Raw genomic sequence first — 25606 nt, forward strand, 5'->3', positions numbered from 1 at the left:
GTCGCTCCCACAAGAAACTTCAGCAGCTCTCAGGCCCGCGCTTCGGCCAGGGCATCCAGGCGCGTGCGGTTCAGCAGGCGCACGTGATGCGGGTCTTCGGTGGCGATGCTGCCTTCCTGGCGCAGGCGGGTGAAGCTGCGGCTCACCGTTTCCACGGTCAGGCCCAGGTAGTCGGCGATGTCGGTGCGCGTCATCGGCAGGATCACTTCGGTGTCGTCCTGGCCCTGCCGGCGGCGACGCTGCGCCATGTCGACGAGGAAGCCGGCCAGCCGCTCCATCGGGTTCAGGCGGGCGAGCGACATCAGGTTGCCGCGGGTGGCGTCCAGCTCCACGCAGGCACGCTCGAGCAGTTCGCGCTCGAGTTCGGGGTGGTCGTTGCACAGGCTGCGCATGTCGGCCATCGAGAATTCGCACAGCGCGCTGTCGGTGATCGACTCGATGGTGTGCCGGTAGTGCGAAGTGCCGCTGAAGCCGATGAAGTCGCCCGGCATCAGGAAACCGGCCACCAGCCGGCGCCCGTCGGGCAGCAGGCGGATCCGGCGCAGCGCGCCCTTGGTCACCGTGAACACGCCGCGGCGCGGCTCGCCCTCGCGGACCAGGGCCTCGCCGGCCCCCAGGCGGACGTCGTCGGCCAGCGATTCCATCGCATGCGCCTTCTGGACCGGCAGCGCCGCGCAGACGGCCAGATGCCGGACCAGGCAGCCGCTGCAGCCGCGCGAGGCCTGACACACCACGGCCTCGCTGCCGGCGGAACCGGTCACGGGGGCGTCGTTCTGGCGGAGGATGCGAAGGCTCATGGCGGTCGGCTACGTGGGTCTTCACGGGCCATGATACGCCCGCAAACCCTTGATTTCCGTAGTGCGACAATCGGTCGCAGCAGGGTCTTTCAGCGGGGATTCCCCCATTCAGGCCCGGATTCGGGTACAGTGCGCGCCGCTTGCCTGCGGCCGTTCGTTTCCCCGATGGTCCGCCGGCGCAGGGAATTCCCCGCGAGTTCCCGCGCCCGCCCCGCTCCGACTTCTTTCGTTGCGCAAGCTCGGTAGCGCCGTTTTGGCGCCTCCGCACCCCTTCTCGCAGCGCGGTTTCAGGGAACGCTTCGAGTCACGGTCTTGCCGCATTCCGCGCGTCCTACGTTGCCGCACATCGCTGTGCCGGCGTTGCGTGCGTGTTCGGCCGACCCGCTTTGGAGCCTCATCCATGACGTTTGAAACCCTTGGCCTTGCGCCCGCCCTGCTGCGCGCGCTGGACGAACAGGGCTACACCCAGCCCACCCCCGTGCAGGAACAGGCCATTCCGCTGGCCCTGGCCGGCCATGACCTGCTCGCCGGCGCGCAGACCGGTACCGGCAAGACGGCGGCCTTCGGCCTGCCGCTGATCCAGTACCTGGCCACCACCCCGCAGGAAGTGCAGCGGGGCGGGCCGCGCAAGCCGCGCGCCCTCGTCCTGACCCCCACCCGCGAACTGGCCGTGCAGGTGCACGACAGCCTGCGCGGTTACGGGAAGTACCTGCGCATCCCCAGCACCACCATCTACGGCGGCGTCGGCATGGGCAACCAGCTGGACGCGCTGCGCCGTGGCGTGGACCTGGTGATCGCCTGCCCGGGCCGCCTGATCGACCACCTCGAGCGCCGCAGCGTGGACCTGTCGGGCATCGAGATCCTGGTGCTGGACGAAGCCGACCGCATGCTCGACATGGGCTTCCTGCCGTCGATCAAGCGCATCCTCGCCAAGCTGCCGCGCCAGAACCGCCAGACCATGCTGTTCTCCGCGACCTTCGCCGATCCGATCCGCGAGCTGGCGCTGGAGTTCATGCGCGAGCCGAAGCAGATCCAGGTGACCCCGCGCAATACCGTCGCCGAGACCATCACCCACCGCGTCCATCCGGTGGACGGCAGCCGCAAGCGCGACCTGCTGCTGCACCTGCTGGCCCAGGACAGCCGCCTGCAGACGCTGGTGTTCGCCCGCACCAAGCACGGCAGCGACAAGCTGGCGACGTTCCTGGAGAAGAGCGGCATCAAGACCGCCGCCATCCACGGCAACAAGTCGCAGGGCGCCCGCCAGCGCGCGCTCAGCGACTTCAAGGCCGGCCGCATCAACGTGCTGGTCGCCACCGACATCGCCGCGCGCGGCATCGACATCGACCAGCTGCCGCAGGTGATCAACTTCGACCTGCCGATGGTGGCCGAGGACTACGTGCACCGCATCGGCCGCACCGGCCGCAACGGGTCGACCGGCCAGGCGATCTCGCTGGTCGCGCAGGACGAAGCCAAGTACCTGCGCGCCATCGTCCGCCTGCTCAACCGCGACATGGACCTGCGCGACGTGCCGGGCTTCGAGCCGCAGACGCCGATCCGCTGGGGCAACAGCGCCCCGGGCAAGGCCGACCAGCCGGGTGGCGAACGCACCCCGCGCCGCAACGGCCCGCAGAAGCACGCGCGCCGCCCGCACGGCGATGCGCCGCGCCACGCGCACGCCGGCCCGAAGAAGCACGGCGGCCAGCGCCGCGACGGCGGCCGCTCCGGCGGCGCGCGCCAGGGCCAGTCGCGCCCGGCCCGCTAAGCCGTCCCGTACGCGCGGCACCTTCGCGGGTGCCGCGCGCTTCCACGTTCCAGGAACCGTCGCATGGACATCTTCAAGGTCTTCACCGTCGAAGCCGCGCACCGCCTGCCGCACGTCCCGGAAGGCCACAAGTGCGCGCGCCTGCACGGGCACTCGTTCCGCATCGAGCTGCACCTGTCCGGCCCGGTCGATCCGCACGCCGGCTGGGTGATGGACTTCGCCGACGTCAAAGCGGCCTTCAAGCCGATCTACGACCGGCTGGACCACCACTACCTCAACGACATCCCGGGCCTGGACAACCCCACCAGCGAGCGGCTGGCCATCTGGGTCTGGGAGCAGGCCAAGCCGGTGCTGCCGCTGCTCAGCGCCGTCGTGGTGCATGAAACCTGTACCTCCGGCAGCCGTTACGCCGGCCCCTGAGGCGTGTAACCGGTTTCATACCACTTCCTACAAGCGTTTGATTTTTAACGGCTCCTGACCGTTCGTCGGATTTCCATACGCCAGTTATTGCACCGCAACATGGATCGTCTTATGCTGCGCCGCAACAGATGGGAATCCCCTTTTAGGAGCACGCCATGACCACGCAATTCAACGAAAGCTTCAGCCAGTTCACGCACCAGTTCGCCGCTGCCGCCTCGCGCGCCAATCGCCTGGCCCTGGAAAGCGCCGAGACCGTGTTCGGCGTGCAGCTGAAGACCTTCGAAAAGAACATCGACGCCACCACCGCCTTCTTCGGCGAGCTGGCCGAGACCCGCGACCTGGACGGCTACAAGAACCTGTGGCCGAAGGGCCTGCAGGTCGCCAAGGACAACGCCGAGCGCGTCGTCGCCGCCAGCCAGGAAGTGTTCGGCCTGAGCCTCAAGACCGGTGAGGCCTTCGGCCAGCTGGTGAAGACCCAGTTCGAAACCGCGACCGACAACGTCCAGGCCTCCGTGGCCAAGGCGACCAAGGCCGCGAAGGCCAAGTAAGCCCGCTTCAACCGGTTATTGCGCGGCCCTCCCCTCCCTCCGCGCAAACCCGACCCGGCAGCCCCCACGCTGCCGGGTTTTTTATTTTCCGCGCCGCCTTCCTACACGGGAATCGCGATGTGCCGGCTGAGCAGCGTGGGGTCGATGTCCGGCGCATGCGGCAGGCGTCCCCAGCAGGGCACGGGCATGCGCGCGGACAGCAGCGCGAAGTTCTCGTCGCGACGCGCCATCTCCGGATCGACTTCGTTGGCGATCCAGCCCACCAGGCGCGCACCGTCGTCCTGGATCGCGCGCGCACTGAGGCGCGCATGGTTGATGCAGCCCAGCCGCATGCCCACCACCAGCACCACCGGCAGACGCAGTTCCTGCACCAGGTGGCGCTGGTCCAACGTGGCGGTCAGCGGCGCGGCCCAGCCGCCGACGCCTTCCACCAGCACCATGTCGGCCAGCGGATGCAGCCGCTCGAAGGCGGACACCAATACGCCCAGCTGCACGTCCACGCCGGCGTCGCGCGCGGCGATCTCCGGCGCGAGCGGCGCGGGCAGCGCATAGGGGTTCACGTCCTCGTACGGCGGCACGGGATCGCTGGCGGCCTGCAACGCGAGCGCGTCCTCGTTTCGCCATCCCCCCGGCGTCGCCTCGCAGCCGCTGGCGACCGGCTTCATGCCTACCGCGCGCAGCCCGCGGGCGCGGAACGCGTGCAGCAGCGCAGCGCTGGCGACGGTCTTGCCCACGCCGGTGTCGGTGCCGGTGACGAACAGCCTGTCCACCGGCCTAGCCCTCCACGCGTTCCGGCCAACGGCGTGTGCCGAAACGCTGGCCCCACACGTGGACGAACCCGGTGAACGACAGCAGGAAGTACACGCTGCCCGGCATGGCGACCTGCCAGGAACGCGAGTCTTCGGTCAGCAGGCCGGCGATCGCCACCGACAGCAGCCCGACCAGGACGAAGTACGCATGCGAGGCGAACTCGCCCGCGGCGTTGGCGGCGGCGTCGCCATCCAGCCCCAGCCGCGCGCGCGCGCGCCATGCCAGCGCGTACAGGCCGCCGATGCAGGCGGACATCGATGCGAACGCCAGCCCGTAGAAGGTGAACATGAAGGCCAGCGGGCGGGCGCCATTGGCGTCGTTCAACGGCATCGGCAGCCAGCCGTTGGTGATCCACGCGAAGAAGGTGCCCAGCAGCAGGCGCAGCGGATACACATAGACCAGCACCAGGAACACCAGCAGCAGGCTGAGCAGCGTGGCCGGCACCGTGCCGAGGCGGTAGCGCCGGCTCCAGCGCACGTGCGCGTACCAGAACATCGCCACCATCGCGAAGCTGGCGGCGAATGCGGGCACGTTCTTCAACGCCTGCAGCAGCGCGCCGATGCTGTCCGGGATGCGGTCCACCGAGATCACCAGCAGGGTCACCGCGAACGCGAAGGCCGCGTCCACGAACGCTTCCAACCGGGTCACACCGTGGCCGCGCCACGCGGCTTCGTCATCGCCTGCCTTCATGCTCACCCTTCTCCCCGTCGGGTCCGCCGCTGGAATGCATCATATCGGGCCGCCGCGAGGGGCCGGGAGTAGAATCGACGACATGTCATTCGCCTCCCAGACGCTCACCGGCAGCAAGCCGGAACAATACGCACAGCTGGCCGAACAGGCCCGTGCCCTCTTGGCCGGCGAACCGGACCGGATCGCCAACGCCGCCAACCTGGCCGCACTGGTCTACCACGCCCTGCCCGACTTCAACTGGGTGGGCTTCTACTTCTTCGATGGCCGGGAATTGGTGGTCGGTCCGTTCCAAGGACTACCAGCCTGCGTGCGGATCCCGTTGGACAAGGGGGTCTGCGGAGCCGCCGCACGCACCCGCCAGACCCAGCGCGTGGACGACGTGGACGCCTTTCCGGGCCACATCGCCTGCGACTCCGCATCGCGCTCGGAATTGGTGGTCCCGCTGGTGAAAGGGGGCGAACTCGTCGGCGTGCTCGACCTGGACAGCCCCCGCCTGGCCCGGTTCGATGCGGACGACCAGGAGGGCATGGAACGCATCGCCGCCATCTTCCTGGATTCACTGACATGACAGGCACCAAGCTGCGCAACATCGGCCCCAAATCCGCCGCCTGGCTCCGCCAGGTCGGCCTGCGTACGCAGGAGGACCTGGAGTCGGTGGGCGCGGTCGAGGCCTTCATCCGGGTCAAGCGCGCGGGGTTCCGGCCCAGCCTCAACCTGCTGTACGCGCTGGAAGGCGCGCTGCTGGACTGCCACTGGCAGCAGCTGCCCGAGGCGCGTCGCGGCGAACTGCTGGTGGCCTACGATGCCGCCGCCGCCCTGCTGCCGCCGCCGCGCGGCCGCCCGGCCGCCGGTCCGGTGACCACGACCCACACCGAGCCGGAAGAAGACAGCGGTCCTTCGCTGAACCTGTTCGATTCGCGCGGCGACGACTGATCGCACGTCGTAGCGTCGCGCTTGCTCGACGCCGCACACCCTCCGTTGCCGGAAAGCACCGGAGCAAGCTCCGCTCTACGTGGCGGACGGATGCTTCCCGTATACTGCGCGCGCTTTCAGGTGACCCGCGCCTCGTGCCGGGTTGAAACGGGAAGCCGGTGACCCGCCCCATGGCGGCATTCCGGCGCTGCCCCCGCAACGGTAGGCGAAGACAGCCGCGGCATCGGCCACTGTGCGTCCACGACGCATGGGAAGGCGCCACGGCGGAGTGCCCTGCACTCGTTCGCAAGCCCGGAGACCGGCCTGGGAGTCCACTGGTTGCGATGCGGAGGGCGTCGCGGCGTGCCGCGCCGCTTCGCCCGCGCTGTCCGCTCCGCTTCCCTTTCCATCGCGACTCCACGCCGAAGAATGCGCGCGGGGCGCGCGATGGAGTTGTTCCGATGCAGAGCCGTAGTGTTTCCTCCCCTTCCCTGTTGGCCCTCGCGGTCGCGATGGCGCTGCCGTTCGCGGCGCAGGCGCAGGACGCCACCAACCTCGACGAGGTCGTCGTCTCGGGCACGCGCACCGAGGTGTCCGTCGAAGACAGCCTGGTCCCGGCCCAGGTGATCGGCCGCGATGCGATCCAGCGCAGCCAGGCGCGCTCGCTGGGCGAACTGCTGCAGGGCCGCGCCGGCATCTCGATCGCCAACCAGGGCGGCGCCGGCAAGATCACCACGCTCAACCTGCGCGGCGCGGAGTCCGACCACGTGCTGGTGCTCGTGGACGGCGTGCGCATGGGCTCGGCGACCGCCGGCCTGCCCGCGCTGCAGGACCTGCCGATCGACCAGATCGACCGCGTCGAAATCGTGCGCGGCCCGCGTTCGAGCCTGTGGGGCTCGGAGGCGATCGGTGGCGTGATCCAGGTGTTCACCCGCCGTAACACCGGCAAGGTGCGCCCGAACTTCCGCATCGGCGTGGGCAGCGACAGCACCCGTGAAGCCAGCGCCGGCATCGGCGGCGGCAACGCGCGCGGCTGGTTCGGCGCCGACGTGGCGTACACGCGCACCGACGGCTTCAACGCCTGCCGCGGACGCGGGCCGGACCCGAGCATCCCGTTCGACTTCGGCGCCGGCTGCTTCACCGACGAGCCCGACCGCGACGGCTACCGCAATACCTCGGCCAACCTGCGCGGCGGTTATTCGTTCACCGACACCTTGACGCTGGAAGCCAACGCGCTTCGCGCCGACGGCGAGAGCGAATTCGACGGCAGTTTCACCAACCGCTCCGAGACCGTGCAGCAGGTGCTGGGCACCAAGCTGCGCTATGCGCCCAGCGAGAAGGTCAACCTGCTGCTGAGCCTGGGCCGCAACGACGACAAGTCCGATGACTTCCTCGACGACGTGCAGTCCGGCTACTTCGAGACGCGTCGCTACGTGGCCTCGCTGCAGGGCGACTTCAGCGTGGCGGCGAACCAGCTGCTGACCGCCGGCATCGACTGGCAGGACGACAAGGTGGAAAGCGCCACCGATTTCGACGTCACCCAGCGCGACAACCTGGCCGGCTTCGTCGAGTACCAGGGCCGTTTCGGCGCGCACCAGCTGCAGGCCAGCGTCCGCAACGACGACAACGAACAGTTCGGCAACCACACCACCGGCAGCTTGGGCTACGGCTTCGGCTTCGGCAACGGCCTGAAGCTGACCGCCAGCGTCGCGACAGGCTTCAAGGCACCGAGCTTCAACGACCTGTACTACCCGTTCTTCGGCAACCCGGACCTGAAGCCGGAAGAATCCGAAAGCGTCAACGTCGGCATCGCGCAGTACGCGGACACCTGGAACTGGACGTTCAACGTCTACCAGAACAAGGTGGACCAGCTGATTTCGTACGACGCGTCGATCTTCCTGCCCAACAACATCGACGAAGCCCGCATCCGCGGCGCCGAGTTCACCGTCGACGTCACCCTGGCCGGTTTCGACGTCGCTACGCAGTTGAGCCACACCGATCCGCGCAACCGGTCGGCGGGCGCCAACCACGACAACCTGCTGGCGCGCCGTCCGCGCAACACCGCGCGCATCGACGTGGACCGCGCGTTCGGTGCGTTCCGCACCGGCGTGACGTTCAACGCCGCGGGCGAGCGTTATGACAACCTGGCCAACACCGATCGCCTGGGCGGCTACAGCACGCTGGACCTGCGCCTGGAGTACGCCATCGCACCGGCCTGGACGCTGCAGGCGAAGGTGGGCAACGTGTTCGACCGCGCGTACGAAACCGTCGCCTGGTACAACCAGGCCGGTCGCACCTACGGCCTGAGCCTGCGCTACCAGCCGACCGAGTAATACGCCGCCACGGCGCTTGAAACGAAAAAAGCCCGGCGATGCCGGGCTTTTTTCATGCAGGTTCCGCAGGTGCGGATGGGCCTTGCTTGAGTGTCTTCATGAAATCGCGGAAATGCGGGGCGAACTCGGCGAAGAGAGGATGGCCGCGGTTCTCCAGCATCACCTCGCTGAAGAGCTTCAGGCCCACCGCCAACGGCGTGGCCGCATCCGGGGGCAGATCGTCGCGCTGGCGCAACCGCGCGACGATGGCGAACACGTCGTCGTGGTTGCCCACCTCGAAGCGCAGCGGTGCGTCGTAGGTGGACGCTGCGCCTTTCGCATCCGCCAGGTGCTCGAGGGTGACGCGGTAGCGGTGCTGCTTCATGGCGTGTCCTCCGTGGCGCGCGCAGGGGCGCCAGTGTCGCGACCGATGTCCACCGCGGCACGGTCGATCGCATCGGCGATGCGCTGCAGGGCCTCGGTGTCGGGCGTGCCGTCGGTGAAGCGCAGGCGCAGCGCGGTCTTCAGGTTCTCCATCGCGCGCTCGATCTCGGGCGCGCGCCGGGCGAGCGCGTGGCGGCGGCCTTCGCGCAGGCGCATCAGCAGCGCATCGAGATGCTCGCGCCGCGACTGCAGCTGCACGCACCCCTCGGAGGTGATGCGGTACTGGCGGCGCCCGCCGTCTTCGGCGAGGGCCTCGGCCAGGCCCATGTCCTCCAGCCAGGTGAGCGTTGGGTAGACGGTGCCGGGGCTGGGGCTGTAGTCGCCACCGGCGAGGTCGGCGATCGCGCGGATCACCTCGTAACCGTGGCTCGGCTGCGCATCGAGCACGTGCAGGACCAGCAGCTTCAACTGGCCCTGGTCGAACATGCGGCCCCGGCGACCGCGGCCGGACCCATCAGCCTCGGTACCGTGGTGGCCCGGATGGCCGTGCCGGCCGCCGCGGCCGTGGGAGGAGGAAAAAGGGGACATGGGGGGATTTCTTCGTTATCTCTAGACACACTCAAGATATATCTTGAGTGTGTCTTTTCCAATCCCCAGGCCCACCTCGTTCAACCGGCGGCCAGCTCGGTCCCGTCGAACAGGCCCGGCTGGGTCGCCCCCTCGTCCCGGTCACGGAAGCCCGACAGGCCCACGCCCACCAGCCGGTAGCGGGTCGAGGCCGGCAGGTCCACGCGCTCGCGCAGGGCCATCGCGATGTCGATGAACTCCTGGGCCGACGCCGGCGGCGCTTCCGGCGTGAAGCTGCGGGTGAGGATGCGGAACTGCGCGGTCTTCAGCTTCAGCACAACGGTGCGGCCCACGCGCTCGGTCTTGCGGCTGGCCTGCCACGCCTTCTCTGCGATGCGCACGATGTGCGGCTCCAGTTCGGACAGCAGCAGGTCGGTCGCGAACGTGTCTTCGGACGAAATCGACTGCACCGGCTGGTCCGGCTCCACCGGCCGCTCGTCGATGCCGCGCGCGCGCCGGTACAGGCTGCCGCCGAAGCTGCCGTAGCGCGCCTCCAGTTCGTGCTGCGCATGCAGACGCAGATCGCCGACGGTACGGATGCCGTCCGCATTGAGCTTGCCCTGCATCACCTTGCCCACGCCGGGGATGCGCTCCACCGGCAGCGGCGTCAGGAAGGCCTCCACCTGGTGCGGCCGGAGCACGAATTGCCCATCGGGCTTGCGCCAGTCCGACGCGATCTTGGCGAGGAACTTGTTCGGCGCCACGCCGGCGGATGCGGTCAGCTGCGTTTCTTCGCGGATCTGCGCGCGGATCGTCTCGGCCACGGCGGTGGCGGTCGGCAGGTCGGTCTTCGGCGCGGTGACATCGAGATAGGCCTCATCCAGCGACAGTGGTTCGACCAGGTCGGTGTGGCGCAGGAAGATCTCGCGCACCTGCCGCGACACCGTCTTGTAGCGGGTGAAGTCCGGCGGCACGAACACCGCCTGCGGACACAATCGTTCCGCGCGCACCGCCGGCATCGCCGAGCGCACGCCGAACACGCGCGCTTCGTACGACGCCGCGCAGACCACCGAACGCTCGCCGCGCCACGCCACCACCACCGGCCGTCCACGCAGTGAAGGATCGTCGCGCTGTTCCACCGACGCGTAGAACGCGTCCATGTCGATGTGGATGATCTTGCGCATCACGCGATGATATCGGCCGCCGTACGCGATCGCATGGATGCATGCGCGCACGATACGCACGCGTGTGGAGTCGAGGGCAGAAAGCGCGAAACCCTTGCCGCGATTGCACTTTGTCGATGGTACGCCGGCGTATGGAAAAACCCGGTTGATTTGCATCAAGACAAGCGTATGCACATGTGTGCATTATTTACGGCTTCGCAGAACGGACCATGCAATGAACGCCCCCGCTTCCTTCTCGCGCGAACAGCTGCTGGCCAGCGCACGCGGCGAACTCTTCGGCCCCGACAGCGGCCGTCTCCCGAACGACCCGATGCTGATGTTCGACCGCATCACCGAGATCCGCCAGGACGGCGGTGCGCACGGCAAGGGCATGGTGCGCGCCGAACTCGATATCCATCCCGACCTGTGGTTCTTCCAGTGCCACTTCCTCGGCGATCCGGTGATGCCCGGCTGCCTGGGCCTGGATGCGATGTGGCAGCTCACCGGGTTCTTCCTCACCTGGATCGGCGCGCCCGGCCGCGGTCGCGCGCTCGGTTCCGGCGAAGTGAAGTTCACCGGGCAGGTACTGCCCACCGCCAAGCGCGTGAGCTACGAGATCGACGTCAGCCGCGTGGTCAACCGCAAGCTGGTGCTGGCGGTGGCCGACGGCCGCATGCTCGTCGACGGACGCGAGATCTATACCGCGCGCGACCTGCGCGTGGGCCTGTTCACTTCGACGGAGAGCTTCTGACCATGCGCCGTATCGCCATCACCGGCCTAGGCATCACCTCCTGCCTGGGCAACGATGCGGATACCGTGTCGGCCGCGCTGCGCGAAGGCCGTTCGGGCATCCGTCATATCCCGCAATACGCCGAACTCGGCTTCCGCAGCCAGGTGGGCGGCGCGCCCGAGATCGACCTCGACGCGCAGATCGACCGCAAGCAGAAGCGCTTCATGGGCGATGCCGCGGCGTTCGCGCACATCGCGCTGCGCGATGCGATCGCCGATGCCGGCCTGGACGAGGCGCTGGTCAGCCAGCCGCGCACCGGCCTGATCGCCGGTTCCGGCGGCGGCTCGGCCGAATGGCAGATCGAAGCCGCTGACCTGCTGCGCGCGCGCGGTATCCGCAAGGTCGGGCCGTACATGGTGCCGCGCACGATGTGCTCGACGGTGTCGGCGACGCTGGCAACCGCGTTCAAGATCAAGGGCGTGAGCTATTCGATCTCCGCGGCCTGTGCGACCTCCGCGCACTGCATCGGTGCCGCCGCGGATCTGATCCGCGCAGGACGCCAGGACATCGTGTTCGCCGGCGGCGGCGAAGAACTGCACTGGGCGCTGACGATGATGTTCGACGCGATGGGCGCGCTGTCGAGCAAGCGCAACGACGACCCCACCCATGCCTCGCGGCCGTACGACGCGGACCGCGATGGCTTCGTCATCGCCGGCGGCGGCGGCATGCTGGTGCTGGAGGATTACGACCACGCGGTGAAGCGCGGCGCGCGCATCCACGCCGAATTGCTGGGCTATGGCGTGACGTCCGATGGCGCCGACATGGTGGCGCCGTCCGGCGAAGGCGCCGTGCGCTGCATGCAGATGGCGCTGGAAGGCGTCACCGCGCCGCTGGACTACCTCAACACGCACGGCACCTCGACGCCACTGGGCGACGTTATCGAACTCGAGGCGATCCGCACCGCGCTCGGCGACACCCTGCCGCCGATCTCCTCGACGAAGGCGCTGTCGGGCCACTCACTGGGCGCGGCCAGCGTGCACGAAGCGATCTATTGCCTGCTGATGATGCGCGATGGCTTCATCGCGGGCTCGGCCAACATCGAGACGCTGGATGAGGGCGCGGCGGCGTTCCCCATCGTGCAGACGAGCCGCGACGCGACGCTGAACACCGTGATGTCGAACAGCTTCGGTTTCGGCGGCACCAACGCCAGCCTGGTGTTCGGGCGCGCCTGATCCTGTCGGGGGCTGAACGTCCCTCCCGCGCGTGATCGTGGGGGGGCTCAAGTCCGAAGCGTAGCGGCCGATACAGTTCCGACAGCCCTTACTGGGCATCGGTGCGCCCCCCCATGTCCGGAACCTACAACGAGGTCCTCGTCCTCTTCTCGCTGCTGGTCGCCATCCTGGCGTCCTATACGGCGCTGGACATGGCCAGCCGCGTGACGACCACCCGCGGCACCGCCGCGGCGCGCTGGTGGTTGGCGGGCGGTGCGATGGCGATGGGCCTGGGCATCTGGTCGATGCACTTCGTCGGCATGCTGGCCTTCGACCTGCCCATCCCGCTGGGCTACGACCTCGCCATCACGCTTTATTCGATGCTCGCCGCGCTGGGCGTGTCCGCCTTCGCGTTGTGGCTGGTGTCCCGCCCGGACCTGCCCCGGCGCCTGCTGTGCGTCGGCGCCGTGCTGATGGGCGCGGGCATCGCGCTGATGCACTACATCGGCATGGCCGCGCTGCGCATGCAGCCCGGCATCGACTACGACCCGCTGTGGTTCAGCCTGTCCATCGTCATCGCCGTGGTCGCGTCGGGCGCGGCGCTCTGGATCGCCTTCCATCTGCGACGCGGTCACCGCCGCCACTGGATGCGTCTGACCGCCGCGGTGGTGATGGGCTTCGCCATCGTCGGCATGCATTACACGGGCATGGCCGCCGCGCGCTTCCCGGCCGACAGCTGGTGCGGGGCCGCCCGCGACGGCGGCGTCCCTGCGCAGTGGCTGGCGGTGCTGGTGGTGGTGGCCACGGTGGCGATCATGGGCATCGCGCTGATCGTCTCCGTGCTGGATCGGCAGATGCACCTGCGCACGCGCCACCTGGCCATTTCGCTGGCCCGCGCCAACGAGGAACTGGTGCAGGCTGCGCTGCACGACCCGCTCACCCGCCTGCCCAACCGCGTGCTGCTGCAGGACCGCATCGAGCAGGCCATCGAGAAGGCCAAGCGCAAGCAGGAATCCTTCGCGGTGATGTTCCTGGACCTCGATGGCTTCAAGAGCGTCAACGACGCCTACGGCCACCAGGCCGGCGATGCGCTGCTGGCCGACGTCGCCACCCGCGTGCGCGGCCTGCTGCGCAGCCAGGACACGCTGTCGCGGCTCGGCGGCGACGAATTCGTGCTGGTCGCGCCATCCAGCGACCCCGACGATGCGGCGGTGGTCGCGCAGCGCCTTCTCGATGCGGTGGCGCTGCCGATCCGGACGCAGGGGATCGACGTGCAGGTGACCGCCAGCATCGGCATCGCCATGTACCCGTCCGATGGCACCACCGAACGCGACCTGATGGCGCACGCGGACGCCGCGATGTACCACACCAAGGACAACGGCCGGAACGGCTACACGTTCTTCGCGCCCTCGATGAACATCAGCGCGCACCAGCAGCTGAAACTGCTCAACGACCTGCGCCGCGCGGTGGAGCGCAACGAACTCCTGCTGCACTACCAGCCCAAGTTCGCCGCACCCGACTACCGCATGGCGGGCGTGGAAGCCCTGTTGCGCTGGCAGCATCCCGAGATGGGCTTGCTGCCGCCGGGCGCGTTCATCGCCGCGGCCGAGCGCAGCGGACTGATCCTGAGCCTGGGCGAGTGGGTGCTGGACGAAGCCTGCCGTCAGCTGCGCGCCTGGGACGACGCCGGCCACGACGTGTCCACGGTCGCGGTGAACCTGTCGCCGCTGCAGTTCTCCTCGCCCGCGCTGGTGGACACCGTACGCGACACGCTGGCGCGGCACGCCCTGGACCCCACGCGGCTCACCCTGGAGATCACCGAGACCACCGCCATGCGCGACGCGGATGCCAGCGTCGGCATCCTCGACGAACTGACGCGCATGGGCATCCGCATCTCCATCGACGACTTCGGCACCGGCTATTCCAGCCTGCTGTATCTCAAGCGCCTGCCCGCCACCGAGCTGAAGATCGACCGCGCCTTCGTCCGCGAACTGGAGTCCAACGCCGACGATGCCGCGATCGTGGCCTCCATCGTCGCCCTGGGCCGCACGTTGAACCTCAAGGTCGTCGCCGAGGGGGTCGAAACGCCGGGCCAGCAACAACAACTGCGCCAGTTGGGTTGCGACTTCTACCAGGGCTACCTGCTCGGTGAGCCGGTGCCGGCGGATCGGCTGGCCGGCACGATGGAAGCGACACGCGCCGCCTGCACCACGGCCTGAGATCAGCGACCGTCCACGGCGCGCCGGCCCACGGCCGGGTCATCGGTGAAGAAGCCGCCGATGCCGAGCGCCAGGTAGGCGCGGATCTCGTCGATCGCACCGTCCTCGTGCCGTGCGCGCGGATCTTCGCCGCGACGCAGCGCACGCGGCAGGAACGCGTTCTCGGGCCGGAACGTGTACGGCCACACCGGCAGTCCCGCCGCGCGTGCATCGCGCATCAGATCGGTCGGCTTACCCAGCGTGCCGTCCGCCGCTTCCGGCATCAGGCTGCGCGTCCACGGCCCGAGCAGGTCCGCATACGTCGCGATGTCCTTCAGCCCCGCCGGCGTCATCAGGTCGGCGTAGCGCCGGGCAACGCCCGCGGCCAGCGCATCGCCCGGCACTGCTTCGGCAGGACCGAGCAACTGGAGCAGGCGGATGTTCGCATGCGTGTCGCCGAGGCGTGTCCGCAGCATGCGCAGGTTGTCCTGTTCGAACGACTGGATCACCACCGGCGCTTCGCGTGCATAGGCGTGCGCCGCCAGCGTCTCCAGCAGGCGCTCCTCCATCGGCAGGCCGATGCGGCGGAAATGGGTGGGATGCTTGATCTCCGGGATCAGGCCCACCATGCGCTCGCTGCGTGATGCGTGCTCCGCAGCGAGCGCAATGATCTCGTCCAGCGTGGCGATCTGGAATGCACCATCGTTCGCAGTGCCACGCAGCTCGGGCAGGCGCTCGCGGGCGCGCAGGGTCTTCAGCTCCGCAAGGGTGAAATCTTCGGTGAACCAGCCTTCGAACACGTCGCCATCGATCACCTGCCGGCGCTTGCGCGCGGCGAACTCGGGCCGCTGCGCGACGTCGGTGGTACCGCCGATCTCGTTCTCATGACGGGCGACCAGCACACCGTCACGGGTGGCGACCAGGTCCGGCTCGATGTAGTCGGCGCCGTCCTCGATGGCGCGCGCATAGGCAGCCAGCGTGTGTTCCGGCAGGTGCGCGCTGGCCCCGCGGTGGCCGATGACCAGGGGCGTCGCCGGCGGTTCGCCGGCCATGGCGGACGAGAAGCTCATCAGGGCGACCAGGAACGGCAACAGGCGAAGGAGCAGCATGGACGATTCCTCATCGCGCCGGCGCGCGCTGCGCGGATCGGCATCATGAAAGCACAAAGCCCGGCAGGGACCGGGCTTTGGAGCAACGCGGGAGGAGAGAGGATCCTCGTTGCGGCTGCCATTGTCGGCGCCGACTGTTACAGGGGCGCGACAAAGGCACCGACGTCATACGGCCGGCGCCCTGCAGTGACGATCGATGAAGTCCTGGTGCAGGGGCATCGCCTCCACGCTGCCGGCGATGGCGCGATGTACCCGGGCGACATGCTCGATCAGCGCCTGCTCCGGCATGTCGTCGACGATCGGATGGTAGCCGGTGGGCACGATGCCCTGCCCCAGCATCACCTGCACCCAGCTCGGCAGTGCGAAGAACTCGTCGCCCGTGCGGAAGTAGCGACCGCCTTCGCGGAACATCTCGATCTTGCGCTGCAACGTGGCGGGAATCCGCATCGTCCGGCAGTAGTCCCAGAACGCGCTGTCGCTGCGGCGGGTGGCGCAGTAGTGGAGGATCAGGAAATCGCGCGTGCTCTCGTACTCGAAAGCGGACTCCTCGTTGAACTGGCGCTCGAGCAGGGGATCGAAGTTGCGGCCGGGAAACAGGCCCAGCAGGCGCTGTATGCCCGATTGCACCAGATAGATGCTGGTCGATTCCAGCGGTTCCATGAAGCCGCTGGCGAGGCCGAGCGCGACGACATTCTTGTTCCACAGCTTCCTGCGCATGCCGGTGGTGAACCGCAGCGGGCGCGGATCGGCAAGGGCGCGGCCATCGAGGTTCGCCAGCAGGGTGGCGGCGGCCTCGTCGTCGCTGATGTGCTCGCTGGAATAGACATAGCCGTTGCCGACCCGGCTCTGCAGGGGGATGCGCCACTGCCAGCCGGCCGCAAGCGCGGTGGAGCGGGTATAGGGCGTAGGCGGCCCCACGGTGGCGCACGGTACCGCCATCGCCCGATTGCACGGCAACCAGTGGGTCCAGTCGACATAGCCCGTTTTCAGCGTCTGCTCGATCAGCAGGCCGCGGAAGCCGGAGCAATCGATGAACAGATCGCCCGTCACCTGCTCCCCGCTGTCGAGCACGACGGCTTCGATGAACCCGTCTTCGCTCCGCTGCAGCACGCCGGTGATCTTTCCTTCCGTGCGCTGGACGCCCCTGCGTTCCGACAGCTCGCGCAGGAAGCCCGCATAGAGCGCGGCATCGAAGTGATACGCGTAGGCGATATCGGCCAGCGGCGATTCCGGCGGTGCGTTGGCCGGGCTCGCCATGAATTTCCCGCGCGGCGCGGCCAGCGTCGGCAGCGAGTACTCGCCGATCGGCCGCGCATGGCCGGCCAGGAAGAGCTTGAGCCAGAACTGGTGGAAAGGCAGTGGCCCGACGCCCTGGCCGATCTTGCCGAAACCGTGGACGTAGCTTTCCCCGAGGCTGCCCCAGTCGTTGAACTGGATGCCGAGCTTGAAGGTCCCCTGCGTGCGAGCGACGAACTCGAACTCGTCGATGCCCAGCACGCCGCTGTTGAACTGCTTCATGTAGGGCACGCTGGCTTCGCCGACGCCGACGATCCCGATCTCTTCGGATTCGACGAGGCGGATCGATGCCTGCTTGCCGAGGTAGGTCGCCAGCGCGGCGGCCGCCATCCAGCCCGCACTGCCTCCGCCCACGACGACGACGGACCTGATCCGGTGGTGGCTGGCCGTCATGGAAACTCCTGGTCCTGGCGTGCGATGCGTTCGGGAGGTCTTACGACAACAAAGCGTTCACTTCGTCCACGTTCGGCATGGCCGCGAACGCGCCCTTGCGCGTGACGGCCAGCGCGCCGACGGCCGCGGCGAACCGGATGGCCTCGGCGATGTCGTCGGCACGCGAAACGAAGCGCACGAAGCCCGCGGGATCCATGTCGGACTTGCCGAGGTGGAACAGCAAGCCCCCCACGAACGCATCCCCTGCCGCCGTGGTGTCCAGGGCCGTGACGCGGAAGGTGTCCACGGCGCCATGCGCTGAAGGCGTATGCCAGTTGACCGGCTTGTCGCCGTCCGTCACCACCAGGATCTTCGCATGGTGCTGCCAGAGGCGCGCCATGACCGCCGCCTCGCCGCCCAGTGGTCGAGCGAGGTACTCGAACTCTTCGCGCGAAAGCTTCACGAGGTCGGCCTCGGCGAGCGCCTGCCACAGCCGCGGAGAAGGATCCTCGCCTTGCGGCCACAAGGCGGGACGCAGGTTCAGGTCGATGCTGACGATCGCACCACTGGCGCGCGCGCGCCGCATGCCGTCGTACGTGGCCTCGGCGATGCCCGCCTCGGTAAGGCTGTTGGAACAGACGTGGAAAACGCGGGTCCCCTCGAAGCACGCCGGCGCGAAATGGGCGGCGCGGAACAGCAGGTCGGCCGCGGGCGGACGGTAGAAACTGAAGCTGCGTTCGCCATGCTCGTCCAGCGCGACGAACGCCAGCGCCGTCTTGGCTTCGTTCGTGCGCACGATGCAGTCCGTCGCCACGCCCGCCGATGCCAGGCTGTCGAACAGGAAATCGCCGAACATGTCTTCGCCCAGCATGCCTGCGAAGTGCGCGTCGGCCCCCAATCGCGCCACGGCCACCGCGACGTTCGCTGGCGCCCCGCCGGCGTACTGCAGGAAGCTGCGCGGTGCGTCGGGCGATGCCGGCGGCTCCGCCAGCATGTCGATCAACACCTCGCCGAAACACACGATCTTGCGCGCCCGAGTGCTCATGCCATGCCCCCTGGCGTACGGGCAGGCGATGGCACCGCGGCATCGGCGCGGCGAGGGAGTCGAGTGTGCGGAGCGATCGGATTCATGGAGAGTAGGACGATGGAAAGGAGATCGGGAAGGGTCGTCGTCGCACGGATACGATGACTGGCGGGGATGCGGGTCGGCTCATTTCAGCCGCGCCCCGCTGCTCTCGCGCACGGACAACGCCACCGGCGCGATCGTCCTGCCGGGCGCGGCGCCGTCGTCGAGTTGCCTGAGCACCAGCTGCGCCGCCTGCCGCCCGCGCTCTCGCGGGTTGGCGGCCAGCGTGGTCAGCGGCGGCGTCGTTACGGCCGCTTCGGGGATGTCGTCGAAGCCGGTGACCGCGAAGCCCTTGCCGGGCTGGATGCCGCGCGCCAGCAGGCCCAGCATCAGGCCCAGCGCGACCGTGTCGTTGTAGCAGACCGCCGCCGTCGGCGCCGCGTGGTCGCCGAACAATTCGCCGGTGCGTGCGGCCGCTTCGAGTCGATTGGGCGCGGATTCGATCAGCCACGCCGCATCGACGGGCAGACCCGCCTTCTTCATCGCCAGCGCATGCCCGGCGCGGCGCTGGCGGCACGAACTCGAGTCGGCATGACCGCCGTAGAACGCGATGCGCCGATGGCCCAGCGAGATCAGGTGCTCCGTGGCGAGCTGCGCGCCGTTCTGGTTGTCCAGGCCCAGGAAGCCCCAATCGTCCGCGCCCGAGAGTTCGCGATTGAAGAGCAGTACGTTGGCCCGCGCGTCCAGGACCTTGTGGAGTTGCGCGGCGCTGCTGCCCTCGGCGGGCGAAAGGATCACGCCTGCCGGCGTATGCTCCATCAGCGAGGTGAGTACCGCCTGCTGGCGCTCGGGAGATTCGCCCGTGCTGCCGAGCAGCGTCACGTAGCCCTTCTCGCCCAAAGCCTCGTCGACGCCGGCCGCGAACTCCGCGAAGAACGGATTGGCCAGGTCGTTGATGACCAGCGCCACGCTGGACGACGTGCGCCTGCGCAGATTGGCCGCGCCCCGGTTGTAAACGTAGCGCTGCCGCTTCAGCTCGGCCTCCACCCTCGCCCGCGTGTCCACGTGCACGAGCGGACTGCCGCGCAACACCAGGGACACGGTGGCGCGTGAGACACCGATCGCGTTGGCAATGTCGGTAACGGTCACCACGCGTTGGGGATCGCGCTTGCGCTCGCTCTCGGCCGGCTTGCCGGCCTTGGCCCGGGATGCAGCGGCTGTCCCCTTGGCGGCCTTGGAAGCAGCGGCCTTGGACGTGCGTGCGGATCCCGGACGGGGCGGGCGCTTCGAGCTCATATGGATCGATCCATTGCGATGGTGCTCCCAGCGTAAACCATCACGTTGACCTCGATGCCATGGCGCCCAGTGGACTCAATGGCCCGCCCCGGATGCCGTCGCCGCGTCCGCAGCGCAGGGCGATGCCGGCAGGTCCTGCGGACGCGTGCCCCAGCCCTGCGGTTGCGGCGCATCGGTCAGATCGAACCGCAGGCGGCCGCCCTGGCGGAGGCGGTTCCAGTCCAGCCACACGGCCGGGTGCGCGCTGCCGTCCAGCGACACGCCCCGGATGTACCGTGGCTTCCCGTCGCCGGCCTGCGGCGCCTCGATACGCAGGGTGCGGCCGGGGGCCACGTCCACGTCGATGCGGGAGAAGCGTGGCGCATGCAGGACGAACTGGCCCGTGCCGGGCACCACCGGATACAGGCCCATCGCGCTGAAGAGATACCAGGCGGACATGGTGCCCAGGTCGTCGTTGCCGGTGACGCCATTCGGCGCGTTCGTGAACAGCTGCTGCGCGGCATGCAGGACGGTGGACGTCTTCCAGGGCTGGCCGATCAGCGTGTACATCCAGGGCACATGCAGGTCGGGCTCGTTGTTGGGGTTGTAGCGGAACTGGTTGTAGTAGCTGTAAGGCCCGACGACCCACGCCTTGCGCGCCGCGCCGGCGGGGTCCGCCAGCAGCGCCTCGTAAGCGAAGAAGTCGTCCAGCCGGCGCGCGGCTTCCTGCGGGCCGTGCATCGCCTGTACCAATCCCGGCACATCCTGCTGCGCCAGCCACTGGTACTGCCACGCCGTGCCCTCATGGAACCCATGGTGCGAGCGCGGGCTGTAGTGGCCGTCGGAGGGCGTGTACCACTGGCCATCCTCGGTGCGGGGGCGCGGGAAGCCGCTGAAGCCCGCCTCCTCGTCGCGTACCGTCGCATCCCACAACGTGCGCCAGTTGCGGCCGCGGCGCTTCAGCACGGCGGCATCGTCGCCATGCCCCAACGCGTCGGCCATCACCGACAGCGAGCAATCGGCCAGTGCGTATTCCAGCGTCGCCGAGCCGCCATGGTGCGGATCCACATCCATGCCCTTGGACGGGAATGCACGGTCGTACTGCACGTAGCCCTGCGCAAGATAGTTCGGATTGCCGGAGCGGCCGGCATGCCGGGAATTCAACGGCGGCACGCCGAACGCATTCCTGCGCAGCGCGGCGTACGCGTCGGCTTCGCGCCCCTCCAGCGCGCCGAAGCGCCACAGGTCCACCAGGAACGGCGTGACCGGGTCGCCGGTCATGATGTTGGTTTCGAAACTGGCGTAGCCCCAGCGCGGCAACCAACCGCCCTGCTCGTCGATCGCCAGCACCGAACGCGCGATGTCGGCGGCGCGCTGCGGGCGCAGCAGCGCGATCAGCTGGTTCTGCGAACGGTAGGTGTCCCACAACGAGAAATATTCGTAGTAGGTCCACCCTTCCGCGCGGTGGATGAGGTCGTCGTAGCCCCGGTAGCGCCCGTCGGCATCGCTGCCGGTCAACGGCTGCAGCAAGGCGTGGTACAGCGCGGTATAGAACACGGCCCGGTCGTCGCCGGTACCGCCCTGCACGCGTACGCTCGAGAGCTCGGTGTCCCAGACCTTCTGCGCGCGTGCGCGCATCGCATCGAATCCGAGCAGCGCACCGCCGGACATCCCATCGCTGCGCAGGTTGTTGCGTGCACCTTCGGCGTCCACGTGCGAGATCGCCGAAACGGCGGTGACGGCGCGGTCCTTGCCGAGATCGAAGGTCAGCCACGCACCGCTGGGCTTGCCCTCGCCTTCCATGCCATGGCGCGAACCCGGCACGCCCCCCGCCTCGCCCCAGGTACCGAACGTCTCGAAGGGACGGTCGAACTCGAGGCGGAACCAGGTCGTGTACTGATGGCCGCCGCAGAAGCTCTGGGTGACCACCTTGCCTTCCACCGCGCGATCGCCCACCACCGTCAGCGTGCTTCCCGTCACCGCGTGGCGCTCGTTGGCCTGCCCGATGTTGACGAGGACATGGCCCTCGCCGGTCGCGGTGAAGGTGTAGCGTTCGGCCGCGGCCCGGGTCAGCGCGGTGGCTTCGGCATCGATGCCGCCGTAGTCGGTCAGTCGAACCTTGTAGTAACCGGCCTGGCCGCTCTCGCCGTCATGCCGGTAGCGCGACCCATAACGCTTGTGGTCGAACGCCTTGGGATCGGCGGTATCGAAATCCCCCCCCGGGCCGATGCGCCCGGTCACCGGCAACACCGACACCTGACCGCCCTGTTCCCAGCATCCGGCACCGGACAGGAACGAGTGTCCGAAGCCACGGATCTGCGGATCGTCGTAGCGCCAACCCGAGTAGTGCGAACCGATCGGACTGACCTGGATCATCCCGAACGGCGCGGATGCGCCGGGGAACGTGTTGCCGTCGTCCTTGCTGCCGATGAACGTGTTGACCTCGGCGCTCGGCCCCTGCGTGGCGGCCGTCGCCGGGACCGCCAGGACGAACAGCAGCGGCAATGCACGGAAAAGGGGAAGGAGCGAGCCGGGTTTCATACGTTCTTGACCTGCCTTGATTCACCGCACGCGACAGCGGACCGATCGTCGCATGCGAAGGGAAAAGTGGCCCGGCCTGAGCCGGGCCGTCGGCCCCACGCCGCCCGTTTCCGGGCGGGAGAGAAAGCATGGGGCCAAAACACGAAGCACGACCTCAGAACTTGTACGTCAGCCCCAGGTACGCCATGCGGCCGGCATAACCGTTCGTGTAGAAACGGTCCTTGGTGTCGTTGCCCAGGTGCGAGCGCGTCTCTTCCTCGGTCAGGTTCAGCACCGAGGCGCTGATCGTGAGCGCCGGGGTGATGTTGTAGGCCGCATTGAGGTCGATCTGGTAGTACGGCTCGTCGTACACGTTCAGGCCGTTGACCAGACCCTGCACCACTTCGCCGCGGCGGTTGTACGAGGCGCGCAGCAACAGGTCCTGGGTTTCGTAGAACACCGTGAAGTTCGTCTGGTTCTTGGCGCTGCCCGGCATCGAGGTCTTGCCGACTTCGGTGCCGTCTTCCAGCGACACGGCCGCCTTGCTGGCGTCGTTGTAGGTGTAGTTGAACTGGAAGCCGAGACCGAAGTCCAGCGTGTGCTGCGCATACAGTTCGACGCCCTGCGAGACCGCATCCTGGCCGCCGGCCTGGGTGCTGTAGTTCTGCACGGTGACGGTCTGGCCGCCGACGACCATGTTCACGTCGGTGATCACATTGACGGCGAAGTTCTGGACATTCTTGCGGAACAGCCCCACGCCCGCGACCGAACCCGGACGGAAGTACCACTCCAGGCCCAGGTCGAACTGGGTGGCCTTGTACGGCTCCAGCCCCTTGTTGCTGCCCGAACCGTACCAGCCGAGCTCGCCCGCACCGCCGGTCAAACGACGGTCGTCGACATATTCCTGGCTGTAGTACTCCAGGCTGCCGGGCGAGGCGATGTCGCCGTAGCTCGGGCGCGACATGACCTTCGACGCGGCCGCGCGCAGCACCAGGTCGTCGGTGAGGTCGTAGGCGAGGTTGAAGCTCGGCAGGATATCGGTGTAGGTGCGATCGAGCGAGGCGACCTCGTACGACTCCGGCCGCGCCACTCGTTCGTGGAGCCTCCAGAATCCTTCGCTGCCGCAGTACGTGTCGGCGGGCGCGCCGACCGGCGTCGCGGCACCCTGCACGCAGGCCAGCGGATTGCCGTCGGCGCCATCGAAGAAGTAGTCGTCGTAAGAGGTGATCTTGTCCGTCGAATCGGCATGCTGCTTCGTGCGCGCGATACGCACGCCGACGTTGCCGCGCAGGCGGTCGGTACGGAAGTTGGCCTGCAGATAGGTGGAGTAGATCTTCTCGTCCACGTTGTAGACGAAGTTCTCTTCTTCACGGGTCTGCATGGCACCGTAGGTGCTGTTGAGGTAGGCGATGTAGCCCGGGAAGTTGATCGCCGGGTAAGCACTCGCGCGGATGCCACCCGGCAGGTTGCCCAACGGGTTGATGAGGCTCGGCGAGAACTGGGTGGCGACGCTGTTGCAGCGACCGGCCCAGTAGCGATTGTCGTAGTCGCTGGCGTCGGTGCCCGGGCACACCCAGTAGCTGTTGCCGGTGCTGCGGTGGATCCCGCCGTCACGACCCTTGATGCCGAACTGGAGCGATTCGAAGACATCGCCATCGAAGTGCCAGGTGCCGTCGACCTGGGCGTACTTCTGCTGGGTGTCGTTGCGGGTCCAGGACGAACCGGTCGAGCCGAGATCGACCTGCAGGATACCGTTCTGCAGGTTCTGCATCAGCTCCGGCGAGAACGTCATCGTCGGCGTGCCGGTCAGGTCCCACGCGCTGGCGTAGTTGCCGTTCGTCCAGCTGCCATCCGCGTTCTGCAGGCGTGGCTTGATCGGCAGCGAGAACTGCAGCTCGGGACCGCCCTTGGCCCACGTGCGACCCACCTTGAAGGACACATCCAGCTTCTCGCCTTGCCATTCGCCGCCGAAATCGGCGGTCTGCGACAGCGACTTCTCGATGTTGTAGCTGCCGGTGATCTGCGGCGTCGGCACGGTGCAGTCGTCCGAACCCCAGCCACCCGGCGCCATGCCGGCGGCGGCGGCTTCGTCCTCACTGCAGTAGTAGGGCTTGTTCGGGTGCAGGCTGTAGTTCGCGCCGGTGACGATGGTGCCGCTCGGATCGAAGGTGAGGCCGTCGAGCAGGCGTCCGCCGCGCCAGTTGCCGTCGCCGTAGTAGCGCGCGATGTTCCATTCCGGAACCTTCAGCGTATTGGTCTGGGAGTCCTGCGACAGGTCGAAGCGGAAGTAGTTGGCGGTCAGGGTCAGGTTGTCGGTCGGCTTGAACTGGAATGTCAGCTGCCCACCCTTGCGCTCGCGTTCTTCTTCCTTGACGTTGAAGTTGACCGACGTCGGCATCATGAAGCCGGTGTAGTAGTTGCCGTTCTGGTCCCAGAAACCCGTGCCGCCCCACCAGTTCGAGTTGAAGTCGGAGGGCCTGCCGTTGACGTCGACCGCGGTGCCACCTTCGTCACGGCCGTACCATTGCCAGCTTTCGGTGCTCGCCCCCATGGTCCGCGTGGTGCGCTTCTGCTGCGTGTAGCCGACGAAGACGCCGAAGCGGTCTTCCTGGTCGTGCCACGAGTAGGAGCCGGAGATCTGTCCATCGGTCTTCTTGGTGGTGTCCGCCCACGTGCCTTCGATGTTGACGAAGCCGGAGTTCGGCTCCAGTTCGAGCGGACGGCGGGTGTGCAGGATCACCGTGCCGCCGATGCCGCCTTCGTCGATGCGCGCTTCCGGCGTCTTGAACAGCTCGGCGCTACCCAACATGTTCGAAGGCAGCAGGGTGTAGTTGAACGAACGGGTCGGATCGCCGTTGGATTCGGCGCTCGCGATGTAGTTGCCGTTCAATTCGGTCAGAACGAGTTCCGAGGACAGGCCGCGGACGCTGACGTTCTTGCCCTCGCCGCCGTCGCGGCTGATCAGCACGCCCGGCACGCGCTGCAACGCATCGGCCACGTTCTTGTCGGGGAACTTGCCGACGTCTTCCGCCGTGATCACCTCGACGACGGCGTTGGCGTTGCGCTTCTGCTCCAGGCTCTGCTCGATCGAGTAGCGGTAGCCCTTCACCGTCACCGTGTCCAGGTCCGTGGCCTGCGTCGACGCCTGGTCGGACGCGGCCGGCGCGGCGTCAGCCTGCTGGGCGAACGTGCTGCCGGAAACGGCGGCGGCGGACAACGCGATGGCGATCCCGACGTACAACGTGCTGCGATTGCGTGCGTGTGGCGTGCATTTCATTTCAATCACCCTCTCCCAAGATTGATCGGCTGCTGACGCGATGGATTTTTGTATCGATCTAAATTTGCGGAAAATAAAAAAGAACCGCTGCTGCGAGACGCTCCGGGTTCCTGAAACGGCACTCCGTGGCGGCCTCGCCTCCTCCCTGCTTCCGGATCGAATTAGATCGGTCTAATTCGACGGATTG

The 25606-nt window shown here is 67.9% G+C and carries 21 protein-coding genes and 1 riboswitch; of the genes, 9 read left to right on the forward strand and 12 right to left on the reverse strand.

Annotated features, from left to right (window positions below):
- Positions 1–29: 29 nt before the first annotated feature.
- A complete protein-coding gene (locus tag BLT45_RS17045; protein ID WP_093303657.1) occupies positions 30–797 on the reverse strand; it encodes a Crp/Fnr family transcriptional regulator in 768 nt (255 codons plus the stop codon).
- 400 nt (positions 798–1197) lie between these two features.
- On the opposite strand from BLT45_RS17045, the gene BLT45_RS17050 reads away from it, so the two are divergent.
- From BLT45_RS17050 to BLT45_RS17060, 3 genes are all read left to right on the forward strand, one after another.
- On the forward strand, positions 1198–2559 hold the full coding sequence (locus BLT45_RS17050; RefSeq protein WP_093303662.1) for a DEAD/DEAH box helicase: 1362 nt from the start codon (positions 1198–1200) through the stop codon (positions 2557–2559).
- Between the two features lie 63 nt (positions 2560–2622).
- Positions 2623–2979, forward strand: a complete 357-nt coding sequence (gene queD, locus BLT45_RS17055; protein WP_093303665.1) for a 6-carboxytetrahydropterin synthase QueD — start codon at positions 2623–2625, stop codon at positions 2977–2979.
- Between the two features lie 155 nt (positions 2980–3134).
- Positions 3135–3527 (forward strand): phasin family protein, encoded by a 393-nt coding sequence (locus tag BLT45_RS17060; RefSeq protein WP_093303668.1) that lies wholly within the window; start codon positions 3135–3137, stop codon positions 3525–3527.
- Positions 3528–3628: 101 nt separating this feature from the next.
- Here BLT45_RS17060 and bioD read toward each other — a convergent pair whose 3' ends face one another.
- Positions 3629–4297 (reverse strand): dethiobiotin synthase, encoded by a 669-nt coding sequence (bioD, locus tag BLT45_RS17065; protein WP_093303671.1) that lies wholly within the window; start codon positions 4295–4297, stop codon positions 3629–3631.
- A 4-nt stretch (positions 4298–4301) separates the two neighbouring features.
- The gene (locus BLT45_RS17070) at positions 4302–5027 is read right to left on the reverse strand and encodes a TMEM175 family protein (protein WP_093303675.1); all 726 of its coding nucleotides are present in this window, start codon (positions 5025–5027) and stop codon (positions 4302–4304) included.
- Positions 5028–5109: 82 nt separating this feature from the next.
- Here BLT45_RS17070 and BLT45_RS17075 point away from each other — a divergent pair, with 82 nt between their 5' ends.
- From BLT45_RS17075 to btuB, 3 genes are all read left to right on the forward strand, one after another.
- Positions 5110–5595: a GAF domain-containing protein gene (locus tag BLT45_RS17075; RefSeq protein ID WP_093303679.1), complete on the forward strand. Its 486-nt coding sequence runs from the start codon at positions 5110–5112 to the stop codon at positions 5593–5595.
- Positions 5592–5960 (forward strand): TfoX/Sxy family protein, encoded by a 369-nt coding sequence (locus tag BLT45_RS17080; protein ID WP_093303684.1) that lies wholly within the window; start codon positions 5592–5594, stop codon positions 5958–5960. The genes BLT45_RS17075 and BLT45_RS17080 overlap by 4 nt, the downstream gene beginning before the upstream one ends.
- 101 nt (positions 5961–6061) lie before the next feature.
- Positions 6062–6282: riboswitch (cobalamin riboswitch) on the forward strand.
- Between the two features lie 118 nt (positions 6283–6400).
- Positions 6401–8272, forward strand: a complete 1872-nt coding sequence (gene btuB, locus BLT45_RS17085) for a TonB-dependent vitamin B12 receptor (RefSeq protein WP_093303690.1) — start codon at positions 6401–6403, stop codon at positions 8270–8272.
- 52 nt (positions 8273–8324) lie between these two features.
- Here the strand turns inward: btuB and BLT45_RS17090 are convergent, their stop codons facing one another.
- The 3 genes from BLT45_RS17090 to dinB all read right to left on the reverse strand — a co-directional run bounded on the left by BLT45_RS17090 (position 8325) and on the right by dinB (position 10386).
- On the reverse strand, positions 8325–8636 hold the full coding sequence (locus BLT45_RS17090; RefSeq protein ID WP_093303695.1) for a DUF3861 domain-containing protein: 312 nt from the start codon (positions 8634–8636) through the stop codon (positions 8325–8327).
- Positions 8633–9223, reverse strand: a complete 591-nt coding sequence (locus tag BLT45_RS17095) for a PadR family transcriptional regulator (protein WP_093303700.1) — start codon at positions 9221–9223, stop codon at positions 8633–8635. The genes BLT45_RS17090 and BLT45_RS17095 overlap by 4 nt, the downstream gene beginning before the upstream one ends.
- 80 nt (positions 9224–9303) lie before the next feature.
- Positions 9304–10386: a DNA polymerase IV gene (dinB, locus tag BLT45_RS17100; RefSeq protein ID WP_093304311.1), complete on the reverse strand. Its 1083-nt coding sequence runs from the start codon at positions 10384–10386 to the stop codon at positions 9304–9306.
- Positions 10387–10600: 214 nt separating this feature from the next.
- Between dinB and fabA the strand changes: the two genes are divergently transcribed.
- From fabA to BLT45_RS17115, 3 genes are all read left to right on the forward strand, one after another.
- Positions 10601–11116: a 3-hydroxyacyl-[acyl-carrier-protein] dehydratase FabA gene (gene fabA, locus BLT45_RS17105; protein WP_093303705.1), complete on the forward strand. Its 516-nt coding sequence runs from the start codon at positions 10601–10603 to the stop codon at positions 11114–11116.
- A gap of 2 nt (positions 11117–11118) precedes the next feature.
- Positions 11119–12327 (forward strand): beta-ketoacyl-ACP synthase I, encoded by a 1209-nt coding sequence (gene fabB / locus BLT45_RS17110; RefSeq protein ID WP_093303712.1) that lies wholly within the window; start codon positions 11119–11121, stop codon positions 12325–12327.
- Positions 12328–12440: 113 nt separating this feature from the next.
- On the forward strand, positions 12441–14525 hold the full coding sequence (locus BLT45_RS17115) for a putative bifunctional diguanylate cyclase/phosphodiesterase (RefSeq protein WP_093303718.1): 2085 nt from the start codon (positions 12441–12443) through the stop codon (positions 14523–14525).
- A 2-nt stretch (positions 14526–14527) separates the two neighbouring features.
- Here BLT45_RS17115 and BLT45_RS17120 read toward each other — a convergent pair whose 3' ends face one another.
- The 6 genes from BLT45_RS17120 to BLT45_RS17145 form a co-directional block, all read right to left on the reverse strand.
- Entirely contained in the window at positions 14528–15574 is a 1047-nt protein-coding gene (locus BLT45_RS17120) for a glycerophosphodiester phosphodiesterase (protein WP_254771951.1), read from the reverse strand.
- A gap of 204 nt (positions 15575–15778) precedes the next feature.
- Positions 15779–17302: a tryptophan halogenase family protein gene (locus BLT45_RS17125; RefSeq protein ID WP_093303726.1), complete on the reverse strand. Its 1524-nt coding sequence runs from the start codon at positions 17300–17302 to the stop codon at positions 15779–15781.
- Positions 17303–17342: 40 nt separating this feature from the next.
- Positions 17343–18326 (reverse strand): carbohydrate kinase family protein, encoded by a 984-nt coding sequence (locus BLT45_RS17130; protein WP_093303729.1) that lies wholly within the window; start codon positions 18324–18326, stop codon positions 17343–17345.
- Between the two features lie 165 nt (positions 18327–18491).
- Positions 18492–19643, reverse strand: coding sequence for a LacI family DNA-binding transcriptional regulator (locus tag BLT45_RS17135; protein ID WP_093303733.1), 1152 nt, complete (start codon positions 19641–19643; stop codon positions 18492–18494).
- Positions 19644–19718: 75 nt separating this feature from the next.
- Positions 19719–22163 (reverse strand): GH92 family glycosyl hydrolase, encoded by a 2445-nt coding sequence (locus tag BLT45_RS17140; protein ID WP_093303738.1) that lies wholly within the window; start codon positions 22161–22163, stop codon positions 19719–19721.
- Between the two features lie 154 nt (positions 22164–22317).
- Complete coding sequence (locus tag BLT45_RS17145; RefSeq protein ID WP_175455900.1) at positions 22318–25473, reverse strand: TonB-dependent receptor; 3156 nt, start codon at positions 25471–25473, stop codon at positions 22318–22320.
- Between the last annotated feature and the right edge of the window lie 133 nt (positions 25474–25606).

It is taken from the genome of Pseudoxanthomonas sp. CF385 (assembly GCF_900104255.1).
Lineage (GTDB): Bacteria > Pseudomonadota > Gammaproteobacteria > Xanthomonadales > Xanthomonadaceae > Pseudoxanthomonas_A.